The sequence below is a fragment of the Streptomyces sp. Act143 genome, from assembly GCF_003143935.1.
GTDB lineage: Bacteria > Actinomycetota > Actinomycetes > Streptomycetales > Streptomycetaceae > Streptomyces.
Genome location: NZ_QFRX01000001.1, coordinates 5635255 through 5660302, shown reverse-complemented (window position 1 = coordinate 5660302; position 25048 = coordinate 5635255). Strand labels below are relative to the sequence as shown.

Genomic DNA, 25048 nt, shown 5'->3' with positions numbered 1-25048 from the left:
GCTATCGCCCGTCGCCGTCCGGTGCCGAGGCGGGGTTCTCGCGGCTGGTTTCGGCGCCGGTATCCGTTGCGGACGCTTCCGGGGTTTCCGGTCCTTGGACGATGCGTACGGCGTCCCGCAGCGCCTGCCGCTGTTCGTCGCTCATCATGCCGAAGAAGGCGACGAGAGCGGCGGCGGGGTTGTCGCTCTGCGACCAGGCGTCGTTCATGAGCGCGGCGGCGTAGGCGGGGCGAGTGGAGACGGCCTCATATCGATAGGCCCGTCCTTCGGCCTCTCGCCGCACCCAGCCCTTCTGATGGAGATTGTCCAAAACGGTCATCACCGTGGTGTACGCGATGGACCGTTCCTGTTGCAGATCTTCCAGGACTTCCCGAACGGTCACCGGGCGGTTCCACTTCCACACCCGCGTCATGACCGCGTCTTCGAGTTCTCCCAATGGGCGAGGCACAGCTCAGCACAATAGTGGGAGATCTCGGTATTGGCGTGCCGGACGTGCACGTTCACCGGCAAACAAGAACAAAAAGGGCGTACGACTCGGAAACGGAGGGAGTCGTACGCCGGGGGTGCCGGAGTGGCGCCGGGGGCAAGTCCGTCAGGCGTCGGCCTTCGGAGAGGCCTGCCGGGCCCCCTCCGCGCGCGCGAGGGCGGCGTCGACGACCGCGTCCTCCTTGGCCTTGTTGGCCCCGCCCTGGGTCTTCACGATCACCCTGATCACACCGATGAAGAGCACCGCCATGACGACGGGGGGCACGAGCGCGGAGACATAGTCCATGCCTCCAGGGTAGCCACGGCGCGCGGACGCGCGGGGCCGGGGGTGGGGGCGGTGGCCGTGCGGGCCGGGGTGGGGCGGGGGCCGTGCGGGCCGGGGTGGGGCGGGGGCCGTGCGTACCCGGGGCGCAGCCCCCGCGTGCTGCCCCAGGGGCGAGGTTGTGACGCTCGATGCCTCCGGGGGGCCTCGCGGCGATGCACCGCAGCGAGGGCGCCCGACGATGCCCCGGGGCGAGGCGCAGACGCGCGATGCACCCGTCCGCAAGGCGCCCCCTGGAGCCCGGAGTGCGGTGCCCCCGGGGGCGCTCGGGCGGATCAGCCCGCGGCGAGTTGCTGCGGCGGGCTCGCGGGTGGTGGCGGTGTCGGCTTGCGGCGCGGGAAGACCTCGCCCGGGGTCGGGATGGGGCGGTTCGGCTTCGGCGGCTCGGAACCCGGGGCCGGTTCGTCCGCGGGCTTCTTCGCGGGTGCGGCGGGCTTCTCGGGCTGCGCGGCGGATGCCTCGCCGACGACCACGGCGTGACGCCCGCCGGAGGGTGCTCCGAAGCCGCCCGCGCCGGAGCCGGACGCGGAATCGGCGTGCCTGTCGCCGGAACTCTCGGGGACGGCCGACAGGCCCCCTGGGAGGGCCAGGAGGCGGGTGCGGGAGGCTGGGACGGCCGGGGTGACCCGGCGGGCCGTGCCGCGGGCCAGACGGGCTCGTACGTCCTGTTCCGCAAGCCTCTGGCAGCGGTCCAGCAAGGCCGCCGCCGTGGGGTTGCCGCGCAGGGCGCGCAGCCCGGCGAGGTCGTCGGGGTTCGGGTGGTACCCGGCGCTCAGCGCCTCCTCCAGGAGGGCGAGGTAGCCGGCGGCGGTGCCGGGCAGGGCGTCGCGGTACCGGGCGAGGTCGGCCACCAGGAAGGCACGCAGCCGGGCGCCCTCGCGCATCGCCTCGTCGAGGGAGTCGGCGAGGCGTAGGCAGTCCTGGACGTCCTCGGCCGAGGCGGGTCGGGGGTGCAGGGCGAGGGCGAGAGCGCGGCGGAGCACACGCAGCTCCTCCGCGCCGAACGCCATGCCGCCGCGGGATCCGTATGGCGTGGGCATGCGGCGACGATACGCGCTAATCAGACAAATTCGACATAGGGGATGGGCGTGGCGTGCGGGGCCACCCGGTTGCGCCGCCCCGCGGCAGGGGGCGCCGCCCCGCGGCCGGGGACGGCGCCTCGCATCCGCTCACATGCGGGATACGTTCCGCTCGTAGACCAGCCGCAGCCCCACCAGCGTCAGCCACGGCTCGTGCTCGTCGATCACCGAGGACTCGCCCAGGACCATCGGCGCGAGACCGCCGGTGGCGATTACCGTCACGTCGTCCGGGTCCTCGGCCAGCTCCCGCGCCATCCGGTTCACGACCCCGTCGACCTGACCGGCGAAGCCGTAGATGATGCCGGACTGCATCGCCTCGACCGTGTTCTTGCCGATCACGCTCCGCGGCCTGGCCACCTCGATCTTCCGCAGCTGCGCGCCCCGGACGCCGAGCGCCTCGACCGAGATCTCGATGCCGGGAGCGATGACCCCGCCGACGTACTCCCCGCGCGCGGAGACCGCGTCGAACGTCGTCGCCGTACCGAAGTCGACGACGATCGCGGGGCCGCCGTAGAGCTCGACCGCGGCGACCGCGTTGATGATGCGGTCCGCGCCGACCTCCTTGGGGTTGTCGGTCAGGATCGGCACGCCCGTCTTCACACCCGGCTCGACCAGGACGGCCGGCACGTCGCCGTAGTACCGCCGCGTGACCTCACGCAGCTCGTGCAGCACCGAGGGGACCGTCGCGCAGATGGCGATGCCGTCGATGCCGTCGCCCAGTTCGTCGCCGAGCAGCGGGTGCATGCCCATCAGGCCCTGGAGCAGCACCGCCAGCTCGTCGGCCGTGCGGCGGGCGTCCGTGGAGATGCGCCAGTGCTCGACGATCTCCTCGCCGTCGAACAGGCCGAGGACGGTGTGGGTGTTGCCTACGTCGATCGTGAGGAGCATCGCGACTACTCCGCCTCACGCAGGTCGAGGCCGATGTCCAGGATCGGCGAGGAGTGCGTCAGGGCTCCTACGGCGAGGTAGTCGACGCCGGTGTCGGCGTACGCGCGCGCGTTGTCCAGCGTCAGCCGGCCCGAGGCCTCCAGCGCGGCCCGCCCGTGCACGAGCGCCACCGCCTCCTCGCACTCGCCGGGCGTGAAGTTGTCCAGAAGGATCAGGTCCGCGCCCGCGTCCACGACCTCGCGCAGCTGGTGCAGGGTGTCGACCTCGACCTCGATGGGCACGTCCGGGAAGGCCTCCCGCACGGCCTTGAAGGCCTGCGCGACGCCACCGGCGGCGACCACGTGGTTGTCCTTGACCAGCGCCGCGTCGGACAGCGACATGCGGTGGTTCACGCCGCCGCCGCAGCGCACCGCGAACTTCTCCAGGGACCGCAGGCCCGGGGTGGTCTTGCGGGTGTCACGCACGCGTGCCTTCGTGCCCTCCAGCGCGTCCGCCCACGCGCGCGTGGCGGTCGCGATGCCGGACAGCCGGCACATGAGGTTGAGCGCGCTGCGCTCGGCGGTGAGCAGGTCGCGGGTGCGCGTGGTGACCGACAGGAGTTTCTGTCCGGCCTCCACCCGGTCGCCGTCCTCGACGTGCCGCTCGACCTCGAACTCGTCCTCGCAGACCACCGAGACGACCGCTTCGGCGACCCGGAGACCGGCCACGACGCCCGCCTCGCGCGCGACGAAGTCGGCGGTGGCGACGGCGTCCTCCGGAATGGTCGCGACGGTCGTCACGTCCACGCCGTGGTCCAGATCCTCCTGGATGGCCACGTTGGCGATGTCCTCGACCTCGACGGGGTCGAGCCCGGCGTCGGCCAGGAGCTGGGCGAGCGCGGGGTCCAGCCCGCACTCCAGGTACTCCTCGCCGCCGTCCGCGCCACAGGCGCAGCCGTCGCCGCAGCCGCCGGAGGAGGCGAGGGGAAGGTCGTCGGTGCTCACTGCTGTCACTGCTCCTGAAGGGGCCGGCGGGTCGGGGGGAAGTCTGCGGTATCCGTGGTGTGCACGGCGAGTGTGCGGTCCGGATTCAGCCGTACGACGATGTGGCGGCGCCATGCCTCGTCGTCGCGGTCGGGCGCGTCCTCGCGCCAGTGGCAGCCGCGGGTCTCCTCGCGCCGCTGCGCGGCGGCGACCAGGACGCGGGCCACGCACAGGAGGTTGGTGGCCTCCCAGGTGTCGACGCCGGGCTCGGCGGTCTTGCCGTTCTCGTCGAGGGCGACGCGGGCCTCGGAGTGCAGCCGCTGGAGCTGTTCGGCGGCCTGCGCCAGGGACTCGGCGGAGCGCAGGACGCCCGCGCCGAGCGTCATGATCCGCTGGATCGCGAACCGGGCCTCGGGCGACTGCAAGGGGTGCGCGGGCGTCTCGGGGTGCTCGACCGGCTCGGGCACGCGCGCGTGGAGGCCGTTCGCCGCGTGCTCCGCCGTGATGTCGGCCGCGATGCGCTCGGCGTAGACGAGGCCCTCCAGGAGGGAGTTAGACGCGAGCCGGTTCGCGCCGTGCACGCCGGTGCAGGCGACCTCGCCGCACGCGTACAGGCCCGGGACGGTCGTACGGCCGCGGGAGTCGGTGCGCACGCCGCCGGAGGCGTAATGGGCGGCCGGGGCGATCGGGATGGGCTCGGTGACCGGGTCGATGCCGTGGGCGCGGCAGGCGGTGAGGATGGTCGGGAAGCGGTGCTCCCACATCTCGGCGCCGAAGTGCCGGGCGTCGAGGTACATGTGCTCGGCGTCCTGCTGCTGCATGCGGCGCAGGATGCCCTTGGCGACGATGTCCCGGGGCGCGAGCTCGGCCAGTTCGTGCTGCCCGACCATGAAGCGCACGCCGTCGGCGTCGACCAGGTGGGCGCCCTCGCCCCGTACGGCCTCGGAGACCAGGGGCTGCTGGCCCTCGGCGTCGGGGCCGAGGAAGAGCACGGTCGGGTGGAACTGGACGAACTCCAGGTCGCTGACCTCCGCCCCCGCGCGCAGTGCGAGGGCCACGCCGTCGCCGGTCGACACGGACGGGTTGGTGGTCGCGGAGAAGACCTGTCCCATGCCGCCGGTCGCGAGAACGACCGCGGGGGCATGCACGGCGCCCACGCCGTCGTGCTGGCCCTCGCCCATGACGTGCAGGGAGACACCCGCCGTACGGCCGTCGGCGTCCGTGAGCAGGTCGAGCACGAGCGCGTTCTCGATCGTGCGCACCCCCCGCGCGCGTGCCGCCTCGACCAGTGCGCGGGAGATCTCCGCGCCGGTCGCGTCGCCGCCCGCGTGGGCGATGCGGCGCCGGTGGTGGCCGCCCTCGCGGGTGAGCTCCAGGTCGCCCTCCTCGGACTCGTCGAAGTGGGCGCCGGTCTCGATGAGGCGGCGTACCGCGCCGGGGCCCTCGGTGACGAGGGTGCGGACCGCGTTCTCGTCGCACAGGCCCACGCCCGCGACCAGGGTGTCGTCGAGGTGCTGCTCGGGAGTGTCGCCCTCGCCGAGGGCCGCGGCGACGCCGCCCTGCGCCCAGCGCGTGGACCCGTCGTCGAGGCGGGCCTTGGTGACGACGACCGTCCGCAGGCCCGCGGCCTCGCAGCGCAGGGCGGCGGTGAGACCGGCGACGCCGGAGCCCACGACCACCACGTCCGCGTCGATCGACCACCCGGGTGCGGGTGCGTGCAGTCGTATGCCTGTGCTGGTCACGAGGCGGCTCCGAGGGTTCCGAAGGTGAGGGGGAGGTTGTCGATCAGCCGGGTGGTCCCGACCCGGGCGGCCACGGCCAGGACGGCCTCGCCGGTGAAGCCGTCCTCGACCTCGGTGAAGTCGGAGGGGTCGACGAGGGCCAGGTAGTCCAGCTCCAGCGGCGGCGAGAGGCGGGCGGCCTCGTCGAGGACCAGGCGGGCGGCGGCTCGTACGGCCGTGGGGGCGCCCGGGATCGCCTTCGCGACGGCGTGCGCGTCGGCGGCCGCGCGGGACTCCCCGATGGCGCTGAGCGCCTCGGCGCGCGCCTGCGTGGCGGGCACTTCCCGCGCGCGGGCCCGCAGCGCCTCCTGCGCGGCGTGCCGGTCGCGGCCCGCGAACAGCGCCTGGGACAGCGCGAGGGCCGTGCGGCGCTCCTGGGGCGAGAGATAGCGGTTGCGGCTGGACAGGGCCAGGCCGTCCTCCTCGCGCACGGTCGGGACGCCGACGATCTCGACCCCGAAGTTCAGGTCCCGCACCATGCGCCGGATCAGCGCGAGCTGCTGGGCGTCCTTCTGCCCGTACAGGGCGACGTCGGGCCGGGTGAGGTGCAGCAGCTTGGCGACGACCGTGAGCATGCCGTCGAAGTGGCCGGGGCGCGAGGCACCCTCCAGGCGCTCCCCCATGGGGCCCGCGCTGACGCGGACCTGGGGCTCGCCGCCGGGGTAGACCTCGTCGACGGACGGCGCGAACACGGCGTCCGCGCCCGCCTCTTCGGCGATCTTGAGGTCGGCGTCGAGGGTGCGCGGGTAGCGGTCGAGGTCCTCGCCCTTGCCGAACTGGAGGGGGTTCACGAAGACCGTGACGACGACCTCGCCCTCGGGCCCCGCGATCTCGCGCGCGGTGCGGACCAGGGTGGCGTGGCCCTCGTGCAGGGCGCCCATGGTCATCACGACGGCACGGCGGCCCTCGCGTACGCGCGCGTGGAGCTCGTCGGCGGTGCGCAGCAGGGTGGTGGTCATCCGGCGTCTCCCTCGGTGCCGTCGGTGCCGTGGGTCCCGCTGGTTCCCTGGGTCCCGTTGGCGAGTACCCCGAGGAGGTCCTCGGCGAGCTCGGGCTTGAGCAGCCCGTGGGCGAGCGCCCGGTCGGCGGTCGCGCGGGCCATCGCCAGATAGCCGGCGACGGTCTGCGGGGCGTGCTTGCGCAGCTCGGACACGTGCGCGGCGACGGTGCCGGCGTCCCCGCGCGCGACGGGGCCGGTCAGGGCCGCGTCGCCGGAGCGCAGGGCGTTGTCCAGGGCGGCCCCGAGGAGCGGGCCGAGCATGCGGTCGGGGGCGGTGACACCGGCCTCCCGCAGCAGTTCCATGGACTGGGCCACCAGGGTGACGAGGTGGTTGGCGCCCAGCGCGAGCGCCGCGTGGTAGAGCGGCCGGCGCTCCTCGGCGATCCACTCGGGCTCGCCGCCCATCTCGATGACGAGCGCCTCGGCGGCCAGCCGCAGCTCCTCGGGCGCGGTGACCCCGAACGAGCAGCCGGCGAGCCGCTGGACGTCCACGGGGGTGCCGGTGAAGGTCATCGCCGGGTGCAGGGCGAGCGGCAGCGCGCCCGCGCGCAGCGCGGGGTCGAGGACCTTCGCGCCGTACCGCCCGGAGGTGTGCACCAGCAGCTGTCCCGGCCGGACGGCGCCGGTCTCGGCGAGGCCCTCCACGAGGCCGGGCAGGGTGTCGTCCGGGACGGTCAGCAGCACCAGATCGGCGCGCTGGAGGACCTCGGCGGGCGGCACGAGCGGTACGTCCGGGAGCATCTCCGCGGCCCGCCTGCGGGAGGCGTCGGACACCCCGGAGACGGCCACCGGGCGGTGCCCGGCGAGCTGGAGGGACGCGGCCAGCGCGGGCCCCACGCGTCCGGCGCCGACGACGCCGACGGTGAGGCGCGCGGGGCGGTCCCTGGGGTCTGGCTGTTGGCTAGTACTCACGCGACGGTGGCCTTCCCGTTCCAGTCCGCATCTGGGTACCGGACGATTTCTCGTCATGTTAACGCGATCGGTTCCAGGGGCGTCCGGTTGTCCACAGGCTGTGGGTTTCCACACTCCGCGGACCACGGGCTTGCGCACTCCGCGCGCGAACGGAAATGCGGGTGCCCGCGGGAAAGTGCGCGGGGGATGATCCGGGGCATGAGCGATGCTGCGGAGCAGGTGGACGAACAGTCGGCGGAGGAACGGTTGCGGAAGCGCCGCCGGAACGCCGTGCGAGAGGCACGGCGTGTTCTGTGGCGCGGCGGGCTGAGCCTCACGATCCGGGAGCGCCTCGCGTCACTGGCGGAGGCCGCCCCCGAGGTCTACGACGTGGAGGAGCCCGCGGACATCTACGGGAACGGGGTCGTGACGGCCCTGGAGGAGCGGGTCGCGTCCCTGCTGGGCAAGGAGGCCGCCGCGTTCTTCCCGACCGGCACGATGGCCCAGCAGGTCGCCCTGCGCTGCTGGGCCGCCCGTACCGGCAACCCCACGGTCGCCCTGCACGCCCTGGCCCACCCCGAGGTCCATGAACGCCAGGCCTTCGCCCAGGTCAGCGGCTTGCGTCCGGTGCGCCTGACCAGCGAGCCGCGGATGCCGAGCGCCGACGAGGTGCGCGACTTCGCGGAGCCCTGCGGCGCGCTGATGCTGGAACTGCCCCTCAGGGACGCGGGATTCGTCCTGCCCACCTGGGAGGAGCTCACCGAGGTCGTGGAGGCCGCGCGGGAGCGCGACGCGGTGGTGCACTTCGACGGCGCGCGCCTGTGGGAGACCACCGTCCATTTCGGCCGTCCCCTGGACGAGATCGCGGGACTGGCGGACAGCGTCTACGTGTCGTTCTACAAGTCCCTGGAGGGCCTCGCCGGCGCCGCGCTCGCCGGCCCGAAGACGCTGGTGGAGGACGCGAAGACCTGGCGGCACCGGTACGGCGGGACGGCCTTCCAGCAGTTCCCCACGGCGCTGTCGGCGCTCGTCGGCCTGGAACGGGAACTGCCCAGGCTGCCGGAGTACGTCCGCCACGCGCGCGTGGTGGCCGCCGCGCTGCGGGAAGGGTTCGCCGACGCCGGCCTGGCGTGGGCGCGCGTGCACCCCGAGGAGCCGCACACCCACCAGTTCCAGGTCTGGCTGCCCCATGACCCCGACGTGCTGATCGAGGCGGCGGTGCGCCAGGCGGAGGAGACCGGGACGTACCTGTTCACCGGGTACTGGGAGCGTGGCGGGCCCGGCCTCGCCGTCTCCGAGGTCACCGTCGGCGCCGCCGGCCTGGAGTGGACGGCCGCCGACGTCAAGGCGGCCGTCGCGGACTTCGCGGCCAGGCTGCCCTAGGTCGCGGACACGTCCCAGGGCTCAACGGGTGGGGTGCAGCCAGTGGCCCAGGGCCCGGCGTATCCGCCCGCGGGCCGGGCGTTCGGCGAGCACCGCGCGGAAGAGGCGGTGGTCCCGCCACTCGCGCACGACCTGCCAGTCGTGGGCGCCGGGCGCGGGCGGGGCGGGCTCACCGTGCTGCCGGGCGCGGTAGGTGTCGAGGAGGTACTGCTGCGTGATGCTCATGACTGGTCGCCTTCTCGGGACGTTCTCCGATGGGGCGGGGGCCGCGGCTGCCCCGGTCGTCCCAGGTTGCGCCGGTACGGCGGCGAAGTCGCGCCGTTTGACGGCCGCCGTCAATCGGGGGCGGCGTTGTCAGTGGCGGGGTGCACCATGAGGGCATGAGCGTGCGCATCGACATCGCGGGGCTGCGGCCGGAGAGGGTCGCCGTCGTCCCCTCCCCCCTGGCCGAGCTCGGCATGGCGCTGCACGCACTGTCCGAGCCGGGTCACCATCCGGGGCTGCAGGGCTGGGTGACGGGCGTGACCGCGCGGCTCGACTCGCATCTCGCCGACCGGATGTGCGAGGCGGACTTCCTGTGGCGGACCACCTTCTCCGACCTGTTCATGCCCTTCGCCGGCCTGCCGGGCCGGAGCGCGCTTCCGGGGGCCACCATCGCCCAGGACCTGGACTCGCTGGACAAGCTGACGGACGAGCAGTTCGTGGACGCGGCTCTGGAGTTCACCTGCGCCCCGCCGTACTCCTCGTACGGCCCCGGCGTGCTCTCCGACCCCGGGCTGCACCGACGCGCCCTGGAGCTGTCCGCGTCCCGCGGCCCCCAGCAGGTGCGGTTCACCGAGCGGCTGCTGGCCGACCCGGCGCGGATCCGGGCCTGGTTCCGGGAGTTCGTCGAGGACTGCGACGCGGCGTTCTTCGCCGACACCTGGTCCCGGCTGCGCCACCAGCTCGCGGCCGACGCCCGCCACAAGACCGACCTGCTGCGACGCAAGGGGCTCGCCGAGGCGCTGACCGCGGTGTCCCCGGCGGTGACGCTCGACGAGCCCTCCGCGCGGATCACGGTCGACAAGCTGGGCGAGGGCCACACGGCCACGGGGGGCGGCGGCCTGCTGCTCGTCCCGACGAGCCTGGGCTGGCCGCATCTGAGCGTCCTGCACCGCTACGACTGGCAGCCGACGCTGCACTACCCGGTCGGCTCGCCGGAGCTGACGTCACCGCCGTCGGTGGAACAGCTGACCCTGCGGATGACCGCGCTCTCCCACCCCGTCCGGATGCGCCTGTGCCGCCATCTGGCCCGCAGCGCCTACACCACGAGCGAGCTGGCTCAGGTGCACGGCATGACGGCCCCCGAGATATCCCGGCACCTGAGCGTCCTCAAGAAGGCCGGCCTGATCACCACCCGCCGTCGCGGCCGCTACGTCCTGCACCAGCTGGACGTGACCATGGTGGCCCGCCTGGGCAGCGACTTCCTGGAGGGCATCCTGCGCTGAGCGCACCCCGCTCAGTCGAACCGGATGTGCTTCACACCGACGCGCACCTGCCTGAACCGCGTCCGCAGCGCGCCTTCATGGTTGGGCCGCAGCCTCAACCCGGCCAGGACGGCGATACGGTCCGCGGTCTTCGGCACGGTCGAGTCGTCGGTCCACAGATGCTCGGCGAACTCGGGCTCGCGCAGCCGCTCCAGACAGTGGTCGAGCTGCTGCACGGCCCACGTCTCGCGCCCCAGGCCGACGTTCTTCCCTACGGCGAACCGAAGGAGATGCCCCGGACCGCGCTCCCGCAGCCGCCTGATGACGGTCTCGCGCTGCGCGAGGAGCGTGAAGTGCCGTACGTCATGGCCGAGTTCGCGCAACCGCCCCACGGTCTCCGCGAAGTGGCCGGAGTCCGTCACCGTCATGGGAGCGATGACCACGCCGTCGTGCTTGGTGAGGGCGAGGTCGAGCACTTCCACGACGCCCTGCCGCCATGCGGCCAAGTCCTGGAAATCGCCCCGGAGTTCGGGCGGCAGCATGCGGCGCAGCCCGAAGCCCGCGTGCTCGGGGTCGCAGACGACACTGCCGGGCAGGCGGCGCTGGATCTCGTATGCCGTCTGTGTCTTGCCGCCCCCGAAGGGGCCGTTGATCCAGAGAAGCATGCGCAGACCCTAGTGGGTGGCGGTCCGGTGAGGGCCGCGCTCGCCGGATGTCAGCCGTCAGCCGTGCCCGCCGGCCCGCACCAGCCCCGTCTCATAGGCCAGCACGACCACCTGCACCCGGTCCCTGAGTCCCAGCTTGGTCAGGATGCGGCCCACGTGGGTCTTCACGGTCGCCTCGGACAGCACCAGCCGGGCCGCGATCTCGCCGTTGGACAGGCCCTGCGCGACCAGCACCATGACCTCGCGCTCGCGGTCGGTGAGCCGCTCCAGCTCCTTGTGCTGGGGCTCCTTGCCGGCGCTCGGCAGCATCGGCGCGAACCGGTCGAGGAGCCGGCGTGTGGTCGAGGGCGCCACCACGGCGTCGCCGCTGTGCACCGCGCGGATCGCGGCGAGGAGCTCGCCGGGCGGCACGTCCTTGAGCATGAAGCCGGACGCGCCCGCCTTCAGCCCCGAGAAGGCGTACTCGTCGAGGTCGAAGGTGGTCAGGATCAGCACCTTCGGAGGGTTCTCCTCCTGGCAGATGCGACGGGTGGTCTCCACACCGTCCAGCTTCGGCATGCGCACGTCCATCAGCACCACGTCGACGGCCGTCGCCCGCAGCACCTGGAGGGCCTCGACGCCGTCGCCCGCCTCCGCGACGACCTCCATGTCCGGCTGGGCGGCGAGCACCATCCGGAACCCGGTGCGCAGCAGCACCTGGTCGTCGACGAGCATCACGCGGATCGTCATCGGGGCCTCTTCCGTCTCTGTCGTGTCTGGACGCGTCTTCTGGTTGCGTCGACCGGGGTGTTACAGGTGTCAACAGGGGGCGCGCGTCGGCGTCAGTGCGCCGGTTTGAGCGGCAGGAGCGCGCTGATACGGAATCCTCCGCCCGGACGCGGCCCCGCATCCAGCGTGCCGCCGACCATACCGACGCGCTCGCGCATGCCGATCAGGCCGTGTCCCTGGCCGTCGGCGCCGCCGTCCTCGTACAGCTCGTGCGGAGCGCCCTTGCCGTCGTCCTCGACCAGCAGACCGAGACCGTCGTCGAAGTAGACCAGGCGCACGCTCGCGCCCGCGTTGGGCCCGCCGTGCTTGCGGGTGTTGGTCAGCGCCTCCTGCACGATGCGGTACGCCGTCAGCTCGACGCCGCTGGGCAGCGGGCGGGGGGTGCCCTCGATCTTGAAGTCGACCGGCAGCCCGGAGGTGCGGCACTGCTCCACCAGGTCGTCGATCTGCTCGACGTCGGGCTGCGGGACGTACTCACCGCCCTCCTGGTGCTCGCCGGTGCGCAGCACGCCCAGCAGGCGGCGCATCTCGGCGAGGGCCTGGCGGCCGGTGGAGGAGATCGTCTCCAGGGCCTTCTTGGCCTGGTCGGGCGCGGCGTCGAGGACGTAGGCGGCGCCGTCGGCCTGCACCACCATCACCGAGACGTTGTGCGCGACCACGTCATGGAGCTCGCGCGCGATGCGGGCGCGCTCGGCGGCGACCGCGACCTTCGCCTGCGCCTCGCGCTCCTTCTCCAGCCGGCTCGCGCGCTCCTCCAGCTGCGCGAAGTAGGCGCGCCGGGTGCGGATCGAGTCGCCGAGCACCCAGGCCAGCGCGAACGGCACCGTCTGGAAGACGATCAGCGCCGCGTTGGCCAGGGCGGTCGCGTCGTGGTTCCACCACCGCAGATGCGCCACGCACGCCGCGCCCAGGCCCATGGCGAGGGCGAGCCGGGACGCCCAGCGGGCGCCGGTGGCGGCGACGGTGTAGACGATGACGAGGAACGCGAAGTCGCCCGGCGTGGTCGGGACGTCCACCACCAGTTGGGCGACGCCGATGCCGATGGCCAGGAGCAGCATCTTCTCCGGCATGCGTCGGCGCAGCGCGATCACCAGGCACAGCAGGAGGATGATCGGGACGACCGCGGCCTGCGCGTCGGTGCCGTGGTCGGCCCGCGCGGAGACTTCGAACAAGACCGAGATCCCGAACAGGAAGACGGCCCAGAAGCCGTCGACCCATGTCGGGTGCCTGCGGAGGAAGTCATAGAGGCGCTGCACGTAACCCAGCGTAGGGAAGCGTGATGTGTGCAGGGGTCAACCGGAGGATCGATCCATGCGCCCCCGGCATACTCCCCAAGGTGGAGGCCCCGCTCCCCTGTACGCATAGTCTGGCGCCGTGACGGACGGGACGGCGGGCGAGTGGCGCGGCTGGCGGGAGGCGGCCGAGGCCGCCCTGTACGGCCCGGAAGGCTTCTACCGCCGCCCTGAGGGCCCGGCCGGTCACTTCCGTACGTCCGTGCACGCCTCGCCGCTGTTCGCCGAGGCGGTGGCCCGGCTGTTGTGCCGGGTCGACGAGGCGCTGGAGCGGCCCGCGGCGCTCGACTTCGTCGACATGGCGGCGGGCCGGGGCGAGCTGGTCACCGGCGTCCTCGCGGCGCTGCCCGCGGACGTCGCGGCCCGCACGCGCGCATACGCCGTCGAGATCGCCGGCCGCCCGCCCGGCCTCGACGACCGGATCGAGTGGCTGCCCACGCCCCCGCGCGGGATCACCGGGCTGCTGTTCGCCAACGAGTGGCTGGACAACGTGCCCGTGGAGGTCGCCGAGGTGGACCCCGCGGGGGTGGCGCGCCGGGTGCTCGTACGGCGGGACGGGACCGAACGGCTCGGGGAGCCCCTGGCCGGCGCGGAGGCCCGCTGGCTCGCCCGGTGGTGGCCGCTGCCGGCCGAGGAGGGGCTGCGGGCGGAGATCGGGCTGCCGCGGGACGAGGCGTGGGCCGATGCGGTCGCGTCGGTGCGGCAGGGGCTCGCGGTGGCGGTCGACTACGCGCACGCCGCGGACACCCGCCCCCCGTTCGGGACGCTCACGGGATTTCGCGCGGGGCGCGAGACGGCGCCCGTGCCGGACGGGTCGTGCGACCTCACGGCGCACGTCGCGCTGGACGCGGCGCTGGAGACCGCGCGGGAGGCGTGCGCCGTGCCCGGAGGGCGCGTCCTGACGCAACGCGCCGCCCTGCGCGCCTTGGAGATCAACGGCGCACGCCCCCCGCTCGCGCTCGCGACCACACAACCGGCGGCCTACGTACGCGCCCTCGCGAGCGCCGGTGAAGCCGCCGAGCTCACGGCACCCGGGGGCCTGGGCGACTTCGGCTGGCTGCTCCAGCCGGTGGGGATCGGGCACGCGTCCCTGGGAGGGCTACTTGTCGATGTCCCCGACCACGAAGAACAGTGACCCGAGAATCGCCACCATGTCCGCGACCAGCGTCCCCGGCAGCAGCTCCACCAGTGCCTGGATGTTGTTGTACGAGGCCGAGCGGAGCTTGAGGCGGTACGGAGTCTTCTCGCCCTTGCTGACGAGGTAGTAGCCGTTGATGCCGAGCGGGTTCTCGGTCCAGGCGTAGGTGTGGCCCTCGGGCGCCTTCAGGACCTTGGGGAGCCGCTGGTTGATCGGACCGGGCTCCAGCTCGGCGAGCCGGTCGAGGCAGGCGTCGGCGAGGTCGAGGGCGTTGCGGGTCTGCTCCAGGAGGACCTCGAAGCGGGCGAGACAGTCGCCCTCCGTCCGGGTGGCCACCTTCAGGGTGTCCTGGAGCTCCCCGTAGGCGAGGTAGGGCTCGTCGCGGCGCAGGTCGAAGTCGACGCCGGAAGCGCGCGCGATGGGGCCGCTCACGCCGTAGGCGTGCACGATCTCCGGCGCGAGGGCGCCCACGCCCCGCGTGCGTCCCCGGAAGATCTCGTTGCCGAGCACCAGGTCGTCGTACACGTCCATGCGCGAGCGCACGGCGGCGACGGCGGCACGCGCGCGTCCGGCCCAGCCGGCGGGCAGGTCCTCCTTGAGGCCGCCGACGCGGTTGAACATGTAGTGCATCCGCCCGCCGGAGACCTCCTCCATGACGTTCTGGAGCACCTCGCGCTCCCGGAACGCGTAGAACACCGGCGTGATGCCGCCCAGCTCCAGCGGGTAGGAGCCGAGGAACATCAGATGGTTGAGGACCCGGTTGAGCTCCGCGAGCAGCGTGCGCGTCCACACCGCGCGCGTGGGGACCTCCATGCCCAGCATGCGTTCGACGGCGAGGACCACGCCCAGCTCGTTGGAGAAGGCCGACAGCCAGTCGTGGCGGTTGGCGAGCATGATGATCTGGCGGTAGTCGCGCGCCTCGAAGAGCTTCTCCGCGCCGCGGTGCATGTACCCGATCACCGGCTCCGCGCTCGTGATGCGCTCGCCGTCCAGGACCAGCCTGAGGCGCAGCACGCCGTGCGTGGACGGGTGCTGCGGCCCGATGTTGAGCACCATGTCGGTGCTCTCCGCGGCGCCGCCGATACCGACCGTGGTCTCCGTCGTGGGAGTCATGGACACAGTCTCTCCTACGTACGCTGGCCCTATGGAGACGGGGAGCGGGCAGGACACGGAGTCGGCGGCGGGTGAGCCGGTGTGGATCGGACTGCCCCCTGGGCTGCTGCGGATGCGACGGCTGTTGACGGTGGTGTGGCTGGGGTTGATCGCGCTCGCCCTGGGGCTGCTGCTCGGGCTGTTCGCCGGTCCCGCCTGGGCCGCGTTCGCGCTGCTGCCGCTCGCCCTCATGGCCTGGGGCTGGGTGATGCTCGGCCGCAACTGGCGCTCCTGGCGCTACGCCGAGCGCGCCGACGACCTGCTGATCAGCCGGGGTGTGCTGTGGCGCGAGGAGACCGTCGTGCCGTACGGGCGGATGCAGCTCGTCGAGGTCACCTCCGGTCCCGTCGAGCGGCACTTCGGGCTGGCCAGCGTCCAGCTCCACACGGCCGCCGCCGCGACCGACGCGACCATCCCCGGCCTCGAACCGGCGGAGGCGGAACGGCTGCGTGACCGGCTCACCGAGCTCGGCGAGGCCCGATCGGCGGGGCTGTGACGACGCCCGGCCTCGACGACGGCGTCCACGAGGCGCAGGCCAAGCCACCGGTGACCGAGCGGCGCCTGCACCCCGTGACGCCCCTGAGGCGGGCGTGGGCGCCCGTGGCGGTGCTCATCGGGTGGGCGGTGCACGACCCCGACCAGACGCAGCGCCAGCTGACCCGGCTGACGACCACGACGCTGCTGATCGCCCTCGCCGTCCTGGTCCCGGCCGCCGCTCTCTACGGCTTCCTCACCTGGTGGTACACGCACTTCGCGGTCACCGAGTCCGAACTGCGCATCCGTACCGGCCTGGTGTTCCGGCGCACCGTGCACATCCGGCTGGAACGCATCCAGGCCGTCGACGTCACCCAGCCGCTCCTCGCGCGCGTAGCGGGCGTCGCCAAGCTGAAACTCGACGTCATAGGCACCGACAAGAAGGACGAGCTCTCCTTCCTGGGGGAGCGCGAGGCGCGTGCGCTGCGCGCGGAACTCCTCGCGCGCGCCGCCGGGTTCGCGCCCGAGACCGCGCACGAAGTAGGCGAGGCGCCGGCGCGCGAGCTGCTGCGCACGCCCCCGCGCGACCTCGCGATCGCCCTCCTCCTGACAGGCGCCACCTGGGGCGCCCTGGCCGCCGCCCTCGTCGTACCGCCCGTCCTGTGGTTGGCCACCCACAGCCTGTGGACGGTCCTCGCCACCGGCGTCCCCCTGCTCGGCGCGGCGGGCGCGAGCAGCGTGGGGCGGTTCGTCGGCGAGTACGACTGGACCGTGGGCGAGTCGCCCGACGGGCTGCGGATCGACCACGGGCTCCTGGACCGCACGCACGAGACGGTTCCGCCGGGGCGCGTGCAGACCGTGCGGATCGTGGAGCCGCTGCTGTGGCGGCGGCGCGGCTGGGTGCGGGTGGAGCTGGACGTGGCCGGGTCGGCCAACTCGGTGCTGGTGCCGGTCGCTCCGCGCGAGGTCGCCGAAGCGGTCGTCGCACGCGTGCTGCCCGGGGTGACGGTGCCGCCCCGGTCCGCCCTGTCCCGGCCGCCGCGGCGCGCGGGGCGGTGCGTGCCGGTCTGGTGGCGCGGGCACGGACTCGCCGTCACCGACGCGGTGTTCGCGGCCCGGCACGGACTCCTCAGGCGCAGCCTCGCCCTGGTCCCGCACGCCAAGGTGCAGAGCGTACGGCTCGCGCAAGGCCCCTGGCAGCGCCTGTGGCGGCTCGCCGACGTCCATGTGGACACGGGTGCCGACAAGACCGTCACGGCCCGTCTGCGGGACGCGGAGGAGGCCGCGCGGCTGCTGCGGGCGCAGGCCGAGCGCTCCCGCACGGGACGCCGCGACGCGCCGCCGGACCGGTGGATGGCCTGACGGCGCGCCCCGAGGGCAAACGGCGAGGCCGCGCGGAACCCGGTTCGGGTTCCGCGCGGCCTCGCCGTCACGTCACTCGCTCAGGACACCGCGCTCCGCAGCGTCTGCACGTCGATCTGTTCCGTCTCGTCGTGGGCCGTCAGGTCGATGACCTGGCCGACACCGCGCGACTCCGCGTCGGCCGGCTTGAACTCCGCCTCGGCCTCGGCCTTGTGCAGGGCGAGCGCCTCCTGGCCGACCACGTCGGCGAGATCCTCGTTCTGCACGGACTCCAGGGCGGCGGACGCCTTCTGCGTGCCGAAGAAGTCGAAGCCGCCCTGCACCGCCGGACGCCGCACGGGCGCGGCCGGTACGACGGCCACCGCGGTCGGCGCGACGAAGTGCCCGGCGGGCTGGTGAGCGGGCTGGGCCGAGGTGGCCGCGGTGCTGGTGACGGCGGCCGCGCGCTCGTGCCCGTCGGCCGCCGCGGGCTGCCCCTGCGCCTCGTCCTCCTGCGCGGCAGGTGCGGCGTCCGCCGCGGCGTCGCCGGAGGTGTGGACCTCGGCGGCGACGGGGCCGGCCTGGGCCGGCACGTCCTTCGCGGGGCCGTCGCCCTTCGGACCGCCGTCGCCGTCAGGCGTGCCGTCCCCCTTCGGGGAACCGGCGTCGCCGGGCGAACCCGCGCCCTTGGGAGCGTCCCTGGAGCCGTCCTTGGAGGCGTCCTCGCGGACGGCCTTGGCGGCCTCGTCGTCCTTCAGCGAGTCACCGGCGTCACGGGAGTCGCCCGCGTCGGCGGAGCCGTCCGCGTCGGCGGAGTCCCCGGAATCGCCCGCGTCGGCAGAGTCGCCGGAAACCGCGTCACCCTTGCCGGCGGCATCCGCCCCGTCCGCGTCGAGCCGCGCCAGTGCCACCTTGGCCCGCAGGAACAGCTGAGACCCCTCCGGCGAGAAGATCGCGGGCGTCTCCGGCTCGTCGTTGTCGTCGGCGGCATCGGCGGCCTTCACGGCCTCCGCTGCCTGCGCGCTCTCCACACTCTCGTCGCCCTCGTCCTCGACCGGGGCAGCCACAGCCTCGGTCTCCTCGACGACGGCCGCCGGAACCGGCACCGGCGGCAGCGCGCGCGCCGGAACCGTGGTCTCTATCTCGAGCAGGCGGCGGCCCTCCAGGGCGCTCGCACGCTCGGTCTCCGCCGTGGCGTACCGGCGCAGCAGGGCGGCATGCTCGTTGCGCAGGCCCGCCAGTTCCGCGCGCTTGGCCCGCAGCCGCTGCTCCAGCTTGGCGCGCAGTTCGCGCGACTCCTCCAGGTCGGACTCCAGTTCGGCGACCCGCTCCTCGAACCGCCACTCGTCGCCGGCACGCGCGCGCGTGAGATCGGCGACCTGCTTGCCGGCCTGCGCGTCCCAGCGGCGCATGACGGCGGCACCGACCACCGCCGTCGCCGCGGCGCTCGCGGCGATGACACGCAGCACGGCCTGTTGCGAGAACACCCAGGGGCCGAAGGCGCAGACGAGCGAGACGCCTGCGATCGCCGACGGGGGAAGCAGCCTGTGCAAGGGCGGTGAATGGCGGTGACGTCCACGTGGCATGGCCAGAAACTTACCGCGCGTAGGCGAATCGTGGTGCCCCGGCCCGTAAAAACACAGCCATACCGAAGCCTTCACACGACATCAGGAATCAGACCGGTCACCGAATTCGACAAGGGGCACATCTCCGGGCTCGCGGAGCACAAGATCGTTTCCGGTCTCACCGATCGCTCAACCGCCCGCTGATCCACTGCAGGGTCGCCGGAATCTCCCGCCGCCAGGTGTTGAAGTTGTGGCCCCCGCTTTCGAGGATGACCGAGGAGATGCGGGTCCGATGGGTCGCCTTGACGCGCTCTATGAACTTCAAGGTGTCCTTGTAGTTCGACTCGCCCACCTTGCTGCTGCTGACGAGCAGTGAAGTGTCGGGGGCGGGCATGTGCTTGAGGTACCACCACAGGTCGGCGCGATCGCGCAGCCCCTTGTCCCCCTGGAAGAGATCGCCCGTGGTGGGGTCGATCGGCGCCTTGTAGTACGGCGAAAGGCCGGCCCCCGCGGCGTACACCTCCGGGTGGTGCATGGCGAGCTTCAGCGCGCAGTAACCACCCGTGGAGTCGCCGATGACGCCCCAGCTGCCCGGCTTCTTGCCCACGCGGTAGTGCGCGAGTACGGCGTCCGGCAGATCTTTGGCGAAGAACGACTCCGTCTGCGGTCCGTTCGGAATGTCGACGCACTCCGTGTCCCGCGGCGGCGCCACGGTCGGTCGCAGCATCACCAGGATCATCGGCTGCATACGGCCGTCCTTGGCGAGCTCCAACGCCGTGCTCGGGTAGTGCAGTTTGTCGACCAGCGCCTGCGCGGTGCCCGGATATCCGGTGAGGACCACCGCCGCGGGAAACGTGCGCGTGCGGTACTGCGGCTGGAAGTACTCCGGCGGCAGGTACACGAAGGCGGACGTCGCGATGTGCGTCGTACGGCCGACTATGTCGACCTTCTGGATCTGCCCGGCGCGCTGCGGCCGCCCGCTGCCGGTCTCCTTGACCCGCCGGACGTCCGTCACCTGGAGCGGGCCGCCCGAGCCGCCGCCCGCCGTGTGGTCCACGACCACGCCCTGCTCGTCCTCCTGCCCGAACAGGTCGGCCCAGCTCGCGTAGAACCCGAAGGACTGGTTGGCGGCGAGACCGAGCGCCGCGAACAGCGCCAGCTGGGTCGCGAGCAGCAGGCCGACGCGCCCGCTGACCGCCCGCCAGCTCCGCCGGGCCAGCCGTGGCCACAGCCATACCGTGCCGCCGAACAGAGCCACGGCCGACGCGATCGCCAGCACCAGCACGTTGTTGCTCGTGAGACCCATGGTTTGCTTCCTGCCTGCGCTTTCTCCCCGTGCCGGCTCGTCTCCCGCGGATCTTCGCGAGGGCTTGCCCGGCCCTTTTCCCGGCCTTTGAACCGGCTTTGGGGAAGTGAGTGAACCTCTCTCCCCGAGACACCGTCCTAGAGGGCGCAATGTCGCCGGATGCCCGAATCGGGCCCGGATCCAAGGTCTCTCGCAGAACTACGGGATGCGATGTCTGTCAGGACAGATGAGGAAATGTCGGGCGGGGTTCCGAGCCGATCACCGCGCGTGCGGCGCGTACTGCGCGGCCCGCGCCCCGAGGCCGCCCCGGTCCTGGTCGCCAGAGCCTGCGCGGTGGTGGGGCTGCTGGACATCGCCGCGGGCGTGTTCCCGCGCTTCCGTCACAGCCGTATGCACACCCTCGCCGAGGTGCTGCCGGGCGCGCTCGGCCCGTTCGCCGCGGCGCTGTCCATGAGCGTGGGCATCCTGCTGCTCCTGCTCGCGCACGGCCTCAGGCGGCGCAAGCGGCGGGCCTGGCGCGCCGCCGTGGCCCTGCTGCCGGCCGGCGCGGTCGCACAGTTCACGTACCGGCACTCCCCGGTCGGCGTGCTCATCTCGCTCGCCCTCCTCGCGCCGCTGCTGATCCACCGCGACCAGTTCAAGGCACTGCCCGACCCGCGCAGCCGCTGGCGCGCGCTCGCCAACTTCGTCCTCATGGGCGCCGGTTCCCTCTTCCTCGGACTGGTCATCGTCAGCGTCCACCCCAAGACGCTGGTCGGCGACCCGAGCCTGGCCGATCGCATTACGCACGTCCTGTACGGCCTCTTCGGCTTCGAGGGGCCGGTCGACTACCAGGGCAACACCTCCTGGACGGTCGCCTTCTCCCTCGGCGCCCTGGGCCTGCTCACCGCGATCACGACGATCTACCTGGCCTTCCGCCCCGAACACCCCGCCGCGCGCCTCACCGAGGACGACGAGGCCCGGCTGCGGGCCCTGCTGGAGAAGCACGGCGCCCGCGACTCGCTCGGCCACTTCGCCCTGCGCCGCGACAAGGCGGTCGTCTTCTCCCCCAGCGGCAAGGCCGCGGTGACCTACCGCGTCGTCTCCGGCGTGATGCTGGCCAGCGGCGACCCGATCGGCGACGTCGAGGCCTGGCCCGGCGCCATCGAACGCTTCATGGACGAGGCCAAGGCCCACTCCTGGACGCCCGCCGTCATGGGCTGCTCGGAGACGGGCGGCGAGGTGTGGACCCGCGAGACCGGCCTGGACTGCCTCGAACTGGGCGACGAGGCGGTGGTGGACGTCGCGGATTTCTCCCTCGCCGGGCGCGCGATGCGCAACGTGCGCCAGATGGTCAAGCGCATCGAGCGCGCGGGTTACGAGACCCGCGTACGGCGCGTCCGTGACCTCGGCGACGCCGAGCTCGAGCGCATCCGCCGGGCCGCCGACGACTGGCGCGGCACCGACACCGAGCGCGGCTTCTCCATGGCGCTGGGCCGCATCGGCGATCCCACCGACGGCGACTGCCTGATCGCCACCGCCCACAAGGCCGACGAACAGCCCGGCGAGTACGGCGACCTGAAGGCGATCCTGCACTTCGTGCCCTGGGGCCGCGACGGCGCCTCCCTGGACCTGATGCGCCGCGACCGCTCGGCGGACCCCGGCATGAACGAGCTCCTCATCGTCGCCGCCCTCCAGGCGGCCCCGAAGTTCGGCATCACGCGCGTGTCCCTCAACTTCGCCATGTTCCGCTCCGCCCTGGCGCGCGGCGAGAAGATCGGCGCCGGCCCGGTGCTGCGCGCCTGGCGCGGGCTGCTGGTCTTCCTGTCCCGCTGGTTCCAGATCGAGTCCCTGTACAAGTTCAACGCCAAGTTCCAGCCCCGCTGGGAGCCGCGCTTCGTCGTCTACCGCGCCTCCGGCGACCTGCCCCGCATCGGCTTCGCCGCCATGCAGGCCGAGGGCTTCGTGAACCTCGCCCTCCCCCTGCCGCGATTCCTGCGCCGCCGCAGGACCGCACCGCGCGCGTGCGCGCACTCGGTGGCGGAAAGAGACGTCCGCGCGGCGTGACACCAGGCACCCCCACCGGCACCCTGCACCCGGCGCCCGGCGCCCGGCGCCTCTGACAGGCCCTAGCGGAAGCCCCACCCCTCCTCCAGCCCGGGGGCCTCCGCCTGGGCCGCGCGCCGATACGGGCCCCCATGGGGCCTACGCTGAACATATGAGCAAGCAGAGCGGACGCGGGCGCGTCGCCGGCCTACCGGCATGGGACCGCTGCGCGGTCATGGGAGTCGTGAACGTCACGCCCGACTCCTTCTCCGACGGCGGCCGCTGGTTCGACACCACCGCCGCCGTCAAGCACGGCCTGGCCCTGGTCGCCGAGGGTGCCGACCTGGTCGACGTCGGCGGCGAGTCCACCCGCCCGGGTGCCACCCGCGTCGACGAGGCCGAGGAGCTCAAGCGGGTCATCCCCGTCGTCCGGGGTCTCGCCTCCGAAGGCGTCACCGTCTCCGTGGACACCATGCGCGCCTCCGTCGCCGCCCAGTCCCTCGCCGCCGGCGCCGCCCTCGTCAACGACGTCAGCGGCGGCCTGGCCGACCCCGCGATGATCCCGGTCGTCGCCGACGCGGGCGCCCCCTTCGTCGTGATGCACTGGCGCGGCTTCCTGGAGGGCGGCAACGTCAAGGGCGTCTACGACGACGTCGTCACCGAAGTCGTCGAGGAACTGCGCGCGCGCGTGGAGGCCGTCCTCGCCGGTGGCGTCTCCCCCGACCGCATCGTCGTCGACCCGGGCCTCGGCTTCTCCAAGGACGCCGAGCACGACCTCGTGCTCCTGGCCCACCTCGACCGCCTGCTCGCCCTCGGCCACCCCCTTCTCGTCGCCGCCTCCCGGAAACGCTTCCTCGGCCGCGTCCTCGCCGCCGGTCCGGAGGCGGCACCGCCGCCCGCCCGCGAGCGCGACGCCGCCACGGCCGCCGTCTCCGCACTCGCCGCGTACGCGGGCGCATGGGCGGTACGCGTGCACGAGGTCCACGCGACGGCGGACGCGGTGCGCGTCGCGCGCGCCGTGGAAGGGGCGCGCGAGGCGACGCGCACGCCGGTCTCCACCGACGCGAGCGGGGCGCAAGCCACTGCCCGCACGCCCGGCACCACCCGCACCCCCGGCGCCCCCGGCACCGCCCGCACGCCCGGCGCGAACACCGCCGAAAGCTCCCCCGAAGGCGCCTCGTGAGCGCCCCGCACACCGACGTCGAGCAGGTGGAAGCCGCCAACACCGCCTTCTACGAGACACTCGAACGCGGCGACTTCGACGCGCTGTCCTCGCTCTGGCTCACCCCCGCCGACCTCGGCGTCGACGAGGAGTACCACGACCCGGCCGAGACCGGCGTGATCTCCTGCGTCCACCCCGGCTGGCCCGTGCTCACCGGCCGCGGCGAGGTTCTCAGGTCGTACGCGCTGATCATGGCGAACACCGACTACATCCAGTTCTTCCTCACCGACGTGCATGTCTCCGTCACCGGCGACACGGCCATCGTGACCTGCACCGAGAACATCCTCAGCGGTGGACCCGCGCCGGACGGCGAGGACGGCGAGCTCGGCCCGCTCGTCGGCCAGCTGGTGGTCGCCACCAACGTGTTCCGGCGCACGCCCGACGGCTGGAAGCTCTGGTCCCACCACGCCTCCCCGGTTCTGGCCGAAAACGACGAGGACGAAGGGGACGACACCCCGTCCTGAGTGGGTAGGCGCACCTGAGCCCCCCGCGGTCCGAGTCGCGAACCGGCCGCTCGGACCGCGTCGCGAACCGAACGGCCCAAGAAGTGGTTCGGATCACGAGCCCCTGGGTAGGGGCGGCTACCAACCCGTGAGCCGCCGGGTTCCCCAGGGAAAACACCCGGTGAATGCTCCTGGCCCCGGCCCGGCTCCGCACCCCCGTGGCCCGGTGCTGTCAGTGCCCGCGGGTAGATTCGTTCGAGGCCGGTGTGCCGCCCGCACCCGGTACGAACCGGCCATTACCGACGACTGCAGGAGTGATTCGCGTGGATCGTGTCGCGCTGCGCGGCCTGAAGGCCCGCGGGCACCACGGTGTGTTCCCCAAGGAACGCGAGGAGGGTCAGACCTTCATCGTGGACCTCGTCCTGGGCCTGGACACCCGGCCGGCCGCCGCCGACGACGACCTGGCGAAGACCGCGCACTACGGCATCGTGGCGGAGGAGGTCGTGGCCATCGTCGAGGGCGAGCCCGTCAACCTCATCGAGACCCTCGCCGAGCGCATCGCCCAGGCCTGCCTGAAGCACGAGGGGGTGGAGGAGGTCGAGGTCACCGTCCACAAGCCGGACGCGCCGATCACGGTCCCCTTCGACGACGTGACGATCACGATCACCCGGAGCCGAGTATGAGCGCGTCCTTCGCCACGGGTCCGAGCGACCCGACCGTGCAGCCGGTGCCGGCCTCCGTCGTCCAGCAGGTGGACGCCGCCGACACGACCCTGCACAACCCCAAACGCGCCGTGATCTCCCTCGGCTCCAACCTGGGCAACCGCCTGGAGACCCTCCAGGGCGCCATCGACGCCCTGGAGGACACCCCCGGCGTCCGGGTGAAGGCCGTCTCGCCCGTGTACGAGACCGAGCCGTGGGGCGTCGAGCCGGGCAGCCAGCCCTCGTACTTCAACGCGGTGGTCGTCGTGAAGACGACACTTCCCCCGTCCTCCCTCCTGGAGCGGGCCCACGCGGTCGAGGAGGCCTTCCACCGGGTCCGGGACGAGCGCTGGGGCGCCCGCACGCTGGACGTCGACATCGTGGCGTACGCCGACGTCGTCTCCGACGACCCGACGCTCACCCTCCCCCACCCCCGGGCCCACGAGCGCGCCTTCGTCCTGGCGCCGTGGAACGACGTGGAGCCGCAGGCGCAGCTCCCCGGCCGCGGCCCCGTCTCCGGCCTGCTGGCCGACGTCACCCGGGACGGCGTCGAACCCCGCAAGGACCTGGAACTCCGGCTGCCCGAGTAGTCGTTAAGGTCAACGCACGAGCGTGGGACAGAAGGATCAGGACAACGGACGACTCCTGTCCGTCCTGGGACACCACCTGTCCATCCGATCCGGGGGAGCTGAAGGGTC

General features: G+C 73.0%; 25 protein-coding genes. 10 read left to right on the top strand and 15 right to left on the bottom strand.

The window, feature by feature from the left end; all coding sequences use genetic code 11:
• Nucleotide 1: 1 nt before the first annotated feature.
• From DI272_RS25745 to DI272_RS25710, 8 genes are all read right to left on the bottom strand, one after another.
• Entirely contained in the window at nucleotides 2–448 is a 447-nt protein-coding gene (locus tag DI272_RS25745) for a BlaI/MecI/CopY family transcriptional regulator (RefSeq protein WP_258314675.1), read from the bottom strand.
• Nucleotides 449–592: 144 nt separating this feature from the next.
• Nucleotides 593–772 carry a hypothetical protein gene (locus tag DI272_RS25740; protein WP_109497637.1) on the bottom strand — a complete coding sequence of 60 codons (180 nt, stop codon included), beginning with the start codon at nucleotides 770–772 and terminating at the stop codon, nucleotides 593–595.
• A 311-nt stretch (nucleotides 773–1083) separates the two neighbouring features.
• Nucleotides 1084–1818, bottom strand: coding sequence for a hypothetical protein (locus DI272_RS25735; protein WP_109497636.1), 735 nt, complete (start codon nucleotides 1816–1818; stop codon nucleotides 1084–1086).
• Between the two features lie 159 nt (nucleotides 1819–1977).
• Nucleotides 1978–2775 (bottom strand): type III pantothenate kinase, encoded by a 798-nt coding sequence (locus tag DI272_RS25730; protein WP_109497635.1) that lies wholly within the window; start codon nucleotides 2773–2775, stop codon nucleotides 1978–1980.
• Between the two features lie 5 nt (nucleotides 2776–2780).
• Complete coding sequence (gene nadC / locus DI272_RS25725; protein WP_109497634.1) at nucleotides 2781–3758, bottom strand: carboxylating nicotinate-nucleotide diphosphorylase; 978 nt, start codon at nucleotides 3756–3758, stop codon at nucleotides 2781–2783.
• A 5-nt stretch (nucleotides 3759–3763) separates the two neighbouring features.
• Nucleotides 3764–5479 (bottom strand): L-aspartate oxidase, encoded by a 1716-nt coding sequence (locus DI272_RS25720; protein WP_109497633.1) that lies wholly within the window; start codon nucleotides 5477–5479, stop codon nucleotides 3764–3766.
• Nucleotides 5476–6477 (bottom strand): pantoate--beta-alanine ligase, encoded by a 1002-nt coding sequence (panC, locus tag DI272_RS25715; protein WP_109497632.1) that lies wholly within the window; start codon nucleotides 6475–6477, stop codon nucleotides 5476–5478. Before panC ends, DI272_RS25720 begins: the two co-directional genes overlap by 4 nt.
• Nucleotides 6474–7430, bottom strand: coding sequence for a Rossmann-like and DUF2520 domain-containing protein (locus DI272_RS25710; RefSeq protein WP_109497631.1), 957 nt, complete (start codon nucleotides 7428–7430; stop codon nucleotides 6474–6476). The genes panC and DI272_RS25710 overlap by 4 nt, the downstream gene beginning before the upstream one ends.
• A 198-nt stretch (nucleotides 7431–7628) precedes the next feature.
• Between DI272_RS25710 and DI272_RS25705 the strand changes: the two genes are divergently transcribed.
• On the top strand, nucleotides 7629–8792 hold the full coding sequence (locus tag DI272_RS25705; protein WP_109501034.1) for a low specificity L-threonine aldolase: 1164 nt from the start codon (nucleotides 7629–7631) through the stop codon (nucleotides 8790–8792).
• A gap of 21 nt (nucleotides 8793–8813) precedes the next feature.
• Here DI272_RS25705 and DI272_RS25700 read toward each other — a convergent pair whose 3' ends face one another.
• On the bottom strand, nucleotides 8814–9017 hold the full coding sequence (locus DI272_RS25700; RefSeq protein WP_109497630.1) for a hypothetical protein: 204 nt from the start codon (nucleotides 9015–9017) through the stop codon (nucleotides 8814–8816).
• A 155-nt stretch (nucleotides 9018–9172) separates the two neighbouring features.
• On the opposite strand from DI272_RS25700, the gene DI272_RS25695 reads away from it, so the two are divergent.
• On the top strand, nucleotides 9173–10279 hold the full coding sequence (locus tag DI272_RS25695; RefSeq protein WP_109497629.1) for a DUF5937 family protein: 1107 nt from the start codon (nucleotides 9173–9175) through the stop codon (nucleotides 10277–10279).
• 11 nt (nucleotides 10280–10290) lie between these two features.
• Here DI272_RS25695 and DI272_RS25690 read toward each other — a convergent pair whose 3' ends face one another.
• The 3 genes from DI272_RS25690 to DI272_RS25680 form a co-directional block, all read right to left on the bottom strand.
• A complete protein-coding gene (locus DI272_RS25690; RefSeq protein WP_109497628.1) occupies nucleotides 10291–10923 on the bottom strand; it encodes an AAA family ATPase in 633 nt (210 codons plus the stop codon).
• A 57-nt stretch (nucleotides 10924–10980) separates the two neighbouring features.
• A complete protein-coding gene (locus DI272_RS25685; protein WP_109497627.1) occupies nucleotides 10981–11652 on the bottom strand; it encodes a response regulator transcription factor in 672 nt (223 codons plus the stop codon).
• Nucleotides 11653–11744: 92 nt separating this feature from the next.
• Nucleotides 11745–12947, bottom strand: a complete 1203-nt coding sequence (locus DI272_RS25680) for a sensor histidine kinase (RefSeq protein WP_109497626.1) — start codon at nucleotides 12945–12947, stop codon at nucleotides 11745–11747.
• A 118-nt stretch (nucleotides 12948–13065) separates the two neighbouring features.
• On the opposite strand from DI272_RS25680, the gene DI272_RS25675 reads away from it, so the two are divergent.
• Nucleotides 13066–14118: an SAM-dependent methyltransferase gene (locus tag DI272_RS25675; protein WP_109497625.1), complete on the top strand. Its 1053-nt coding sequence runs from the start codon at nucleotides 13066–13068 to the stop codon at nucleotides 14116–14118.
• Here the strand turns inward: DI272_RS25675 and DI272_RS25670 are convergent.
• Nucleotides 14083–15234: an NADH-quinone oxidoreductase subunit D gene (locus DI272_RS25670; RefSeq protein WP_109497624.1), complete on the bottom strand. Its 1152-nt coding sequence runs from the start codon at nucleotides 15232–15234 to the stop codon at nucleotides 14083–14085. The two genes, DI272_RS25675 and DI272_RS25670, sit on opposite strands and share 36 nt — an antisense overlap.
• A 31-nt stretch (nucleotides 15235–15265) precedes the next feature.
• Between DI272_RS25670 and DI272_RS25665 the strand changes: the two genes are divergently transcribed.
• Nucleotides 15266–15769 carry a PH domain-containing protein gene (locus DI272_RS25665; protein WP_109497623.1) on the top strand — a complete coding sequence of 168 codons (504 nt, stop codon included), beginning with the start codon at nucleotides 15266–15268 and terminating at the stop codon, nucleotides 15767–15769.
• Entirely contained in the window at nucleotides 15766–17109 is a 1344-nt protein-coding gene (locus tag DI272_RS25660; protein ID WP_109497622.1) for a PH domain-containing protein, read from the top strand. The genes DI272_RS25665 and DI272_RS25660 overlap by 4 nt, the downstream gene beginning before the upstream one ends.
• 80 nt (nucleotides 17110–17189) lie before the next feature.
• Here DI272_RS25660 and DI272_RS25655 read toward each other — a convergent pair whose 3' ends face one another.
• Together DI272_RS25655 and DI272_RS25650 are read right to left on the bottom strand one after the other, a co-directional pair.
• Nucleotides 17190–18641, bottom strand: coding sequence for a hypothetical protein (locus DI272_RS25655; RefSeq protein WP_375138066.1), 1452 nt, complete (start codon nucleotides 18639–18641; stop codon nucleotides 17190–17192).
• A gap of 190 nt (nucleotides 18642–18831) precedes the next feature.
• Complete coding sequence (locus DI272_RS25650) at nucleotides 18832–19959, bottom strand: esterase family protein (RefSeq protein WP_109497620.1); 1128 nt, start codon at nucleotides 19957–19959, stop codon at nucleotides 18832–18834.
• Nucleotides 19960–20193: 234 nt separating this feature from the next.
• Here DI272_RS25650 and DI272_RS25645 point away from each other — a divergent pair, with 234 nt between their 5' ends.
• The 5 genes from DI272_RS25645 to folK all read left to right on the top strand — a co-directional run bounded on the left by DI272_RS25645 (nucleotide 20194) and on the right by folK (nucleotide 24940).
• Nucleotides 20194–22005 carry a phosphatidylglycerol lysyltransferase domain-containing protein gene (locus DI272_RS25645; protein WP_109497619.1) on the top strand — a complete coding sequence of 604 codons (1812 nt, stop codon included), beginning with the start codon at nucleotides 20194–20196 and terminating at the stop codon, nucleotides 22003–22005.
• Nucleotides 22006–22156: 151 nt separating this feature from the next.
• Nucleotides 22157–23167: a dihydropteroate synthase gene (gene folP / locus DI272_RS25640; RefSeq protein WP_258314674.1), complete on the top strand. Its 1011-nt coding sequence runs from the start codon at nucleotides 22157–22159 to the stop codon at nucleotides 23165–23167.
• A complete protein-coding gene (locus tag DI272_RS25635) occupies nucleotides 23164–23670 on the top strand; it encodes a nuclear transport factor 2 family protein (protein ID WP_109497618.1) in 507 nt (168 codons plus the stop codon). The genes folP and DI272_RS25635 overlap by 4 nt, the downstream gene beginning before the upstream one ends.
• A gap of 302 nt (nucleotides 23671–23972) precedes the next feature.
• The gene (folB, locus tag DI272_RS25630; protein ID WP_109497617.1) at nucleotides 23973–24332 is read left to right on the top strand and encodes a dihydroneopterin aldolase; all 360 of its coding nucleotides are present in this window, start codon (nucleotides 23973–23975) and stop codon (nucleotides 24330–24332) included.
• Nucleotides 24329–24940 carry a 2-amino-4-hydroxy-6-hydroxymethyldihydropteridine diphosphokinase gene (gene folK, locus DI272_RS25625; RefSeq protein WP_109497616.1) on the top strand — a complete coding sequence of 204 codons (612 nt, stop codon included), beginning with the start codon at nucleotides 24329–24331 and terminating at the stop codon, nucleotides 24938–24940. Before folB ends, folK begins: the two co-directional genes overlap by 4 nt.
• The last annotated feature ends 108 nt before the right edge of the window (nucleotides 24941–25048 follow it).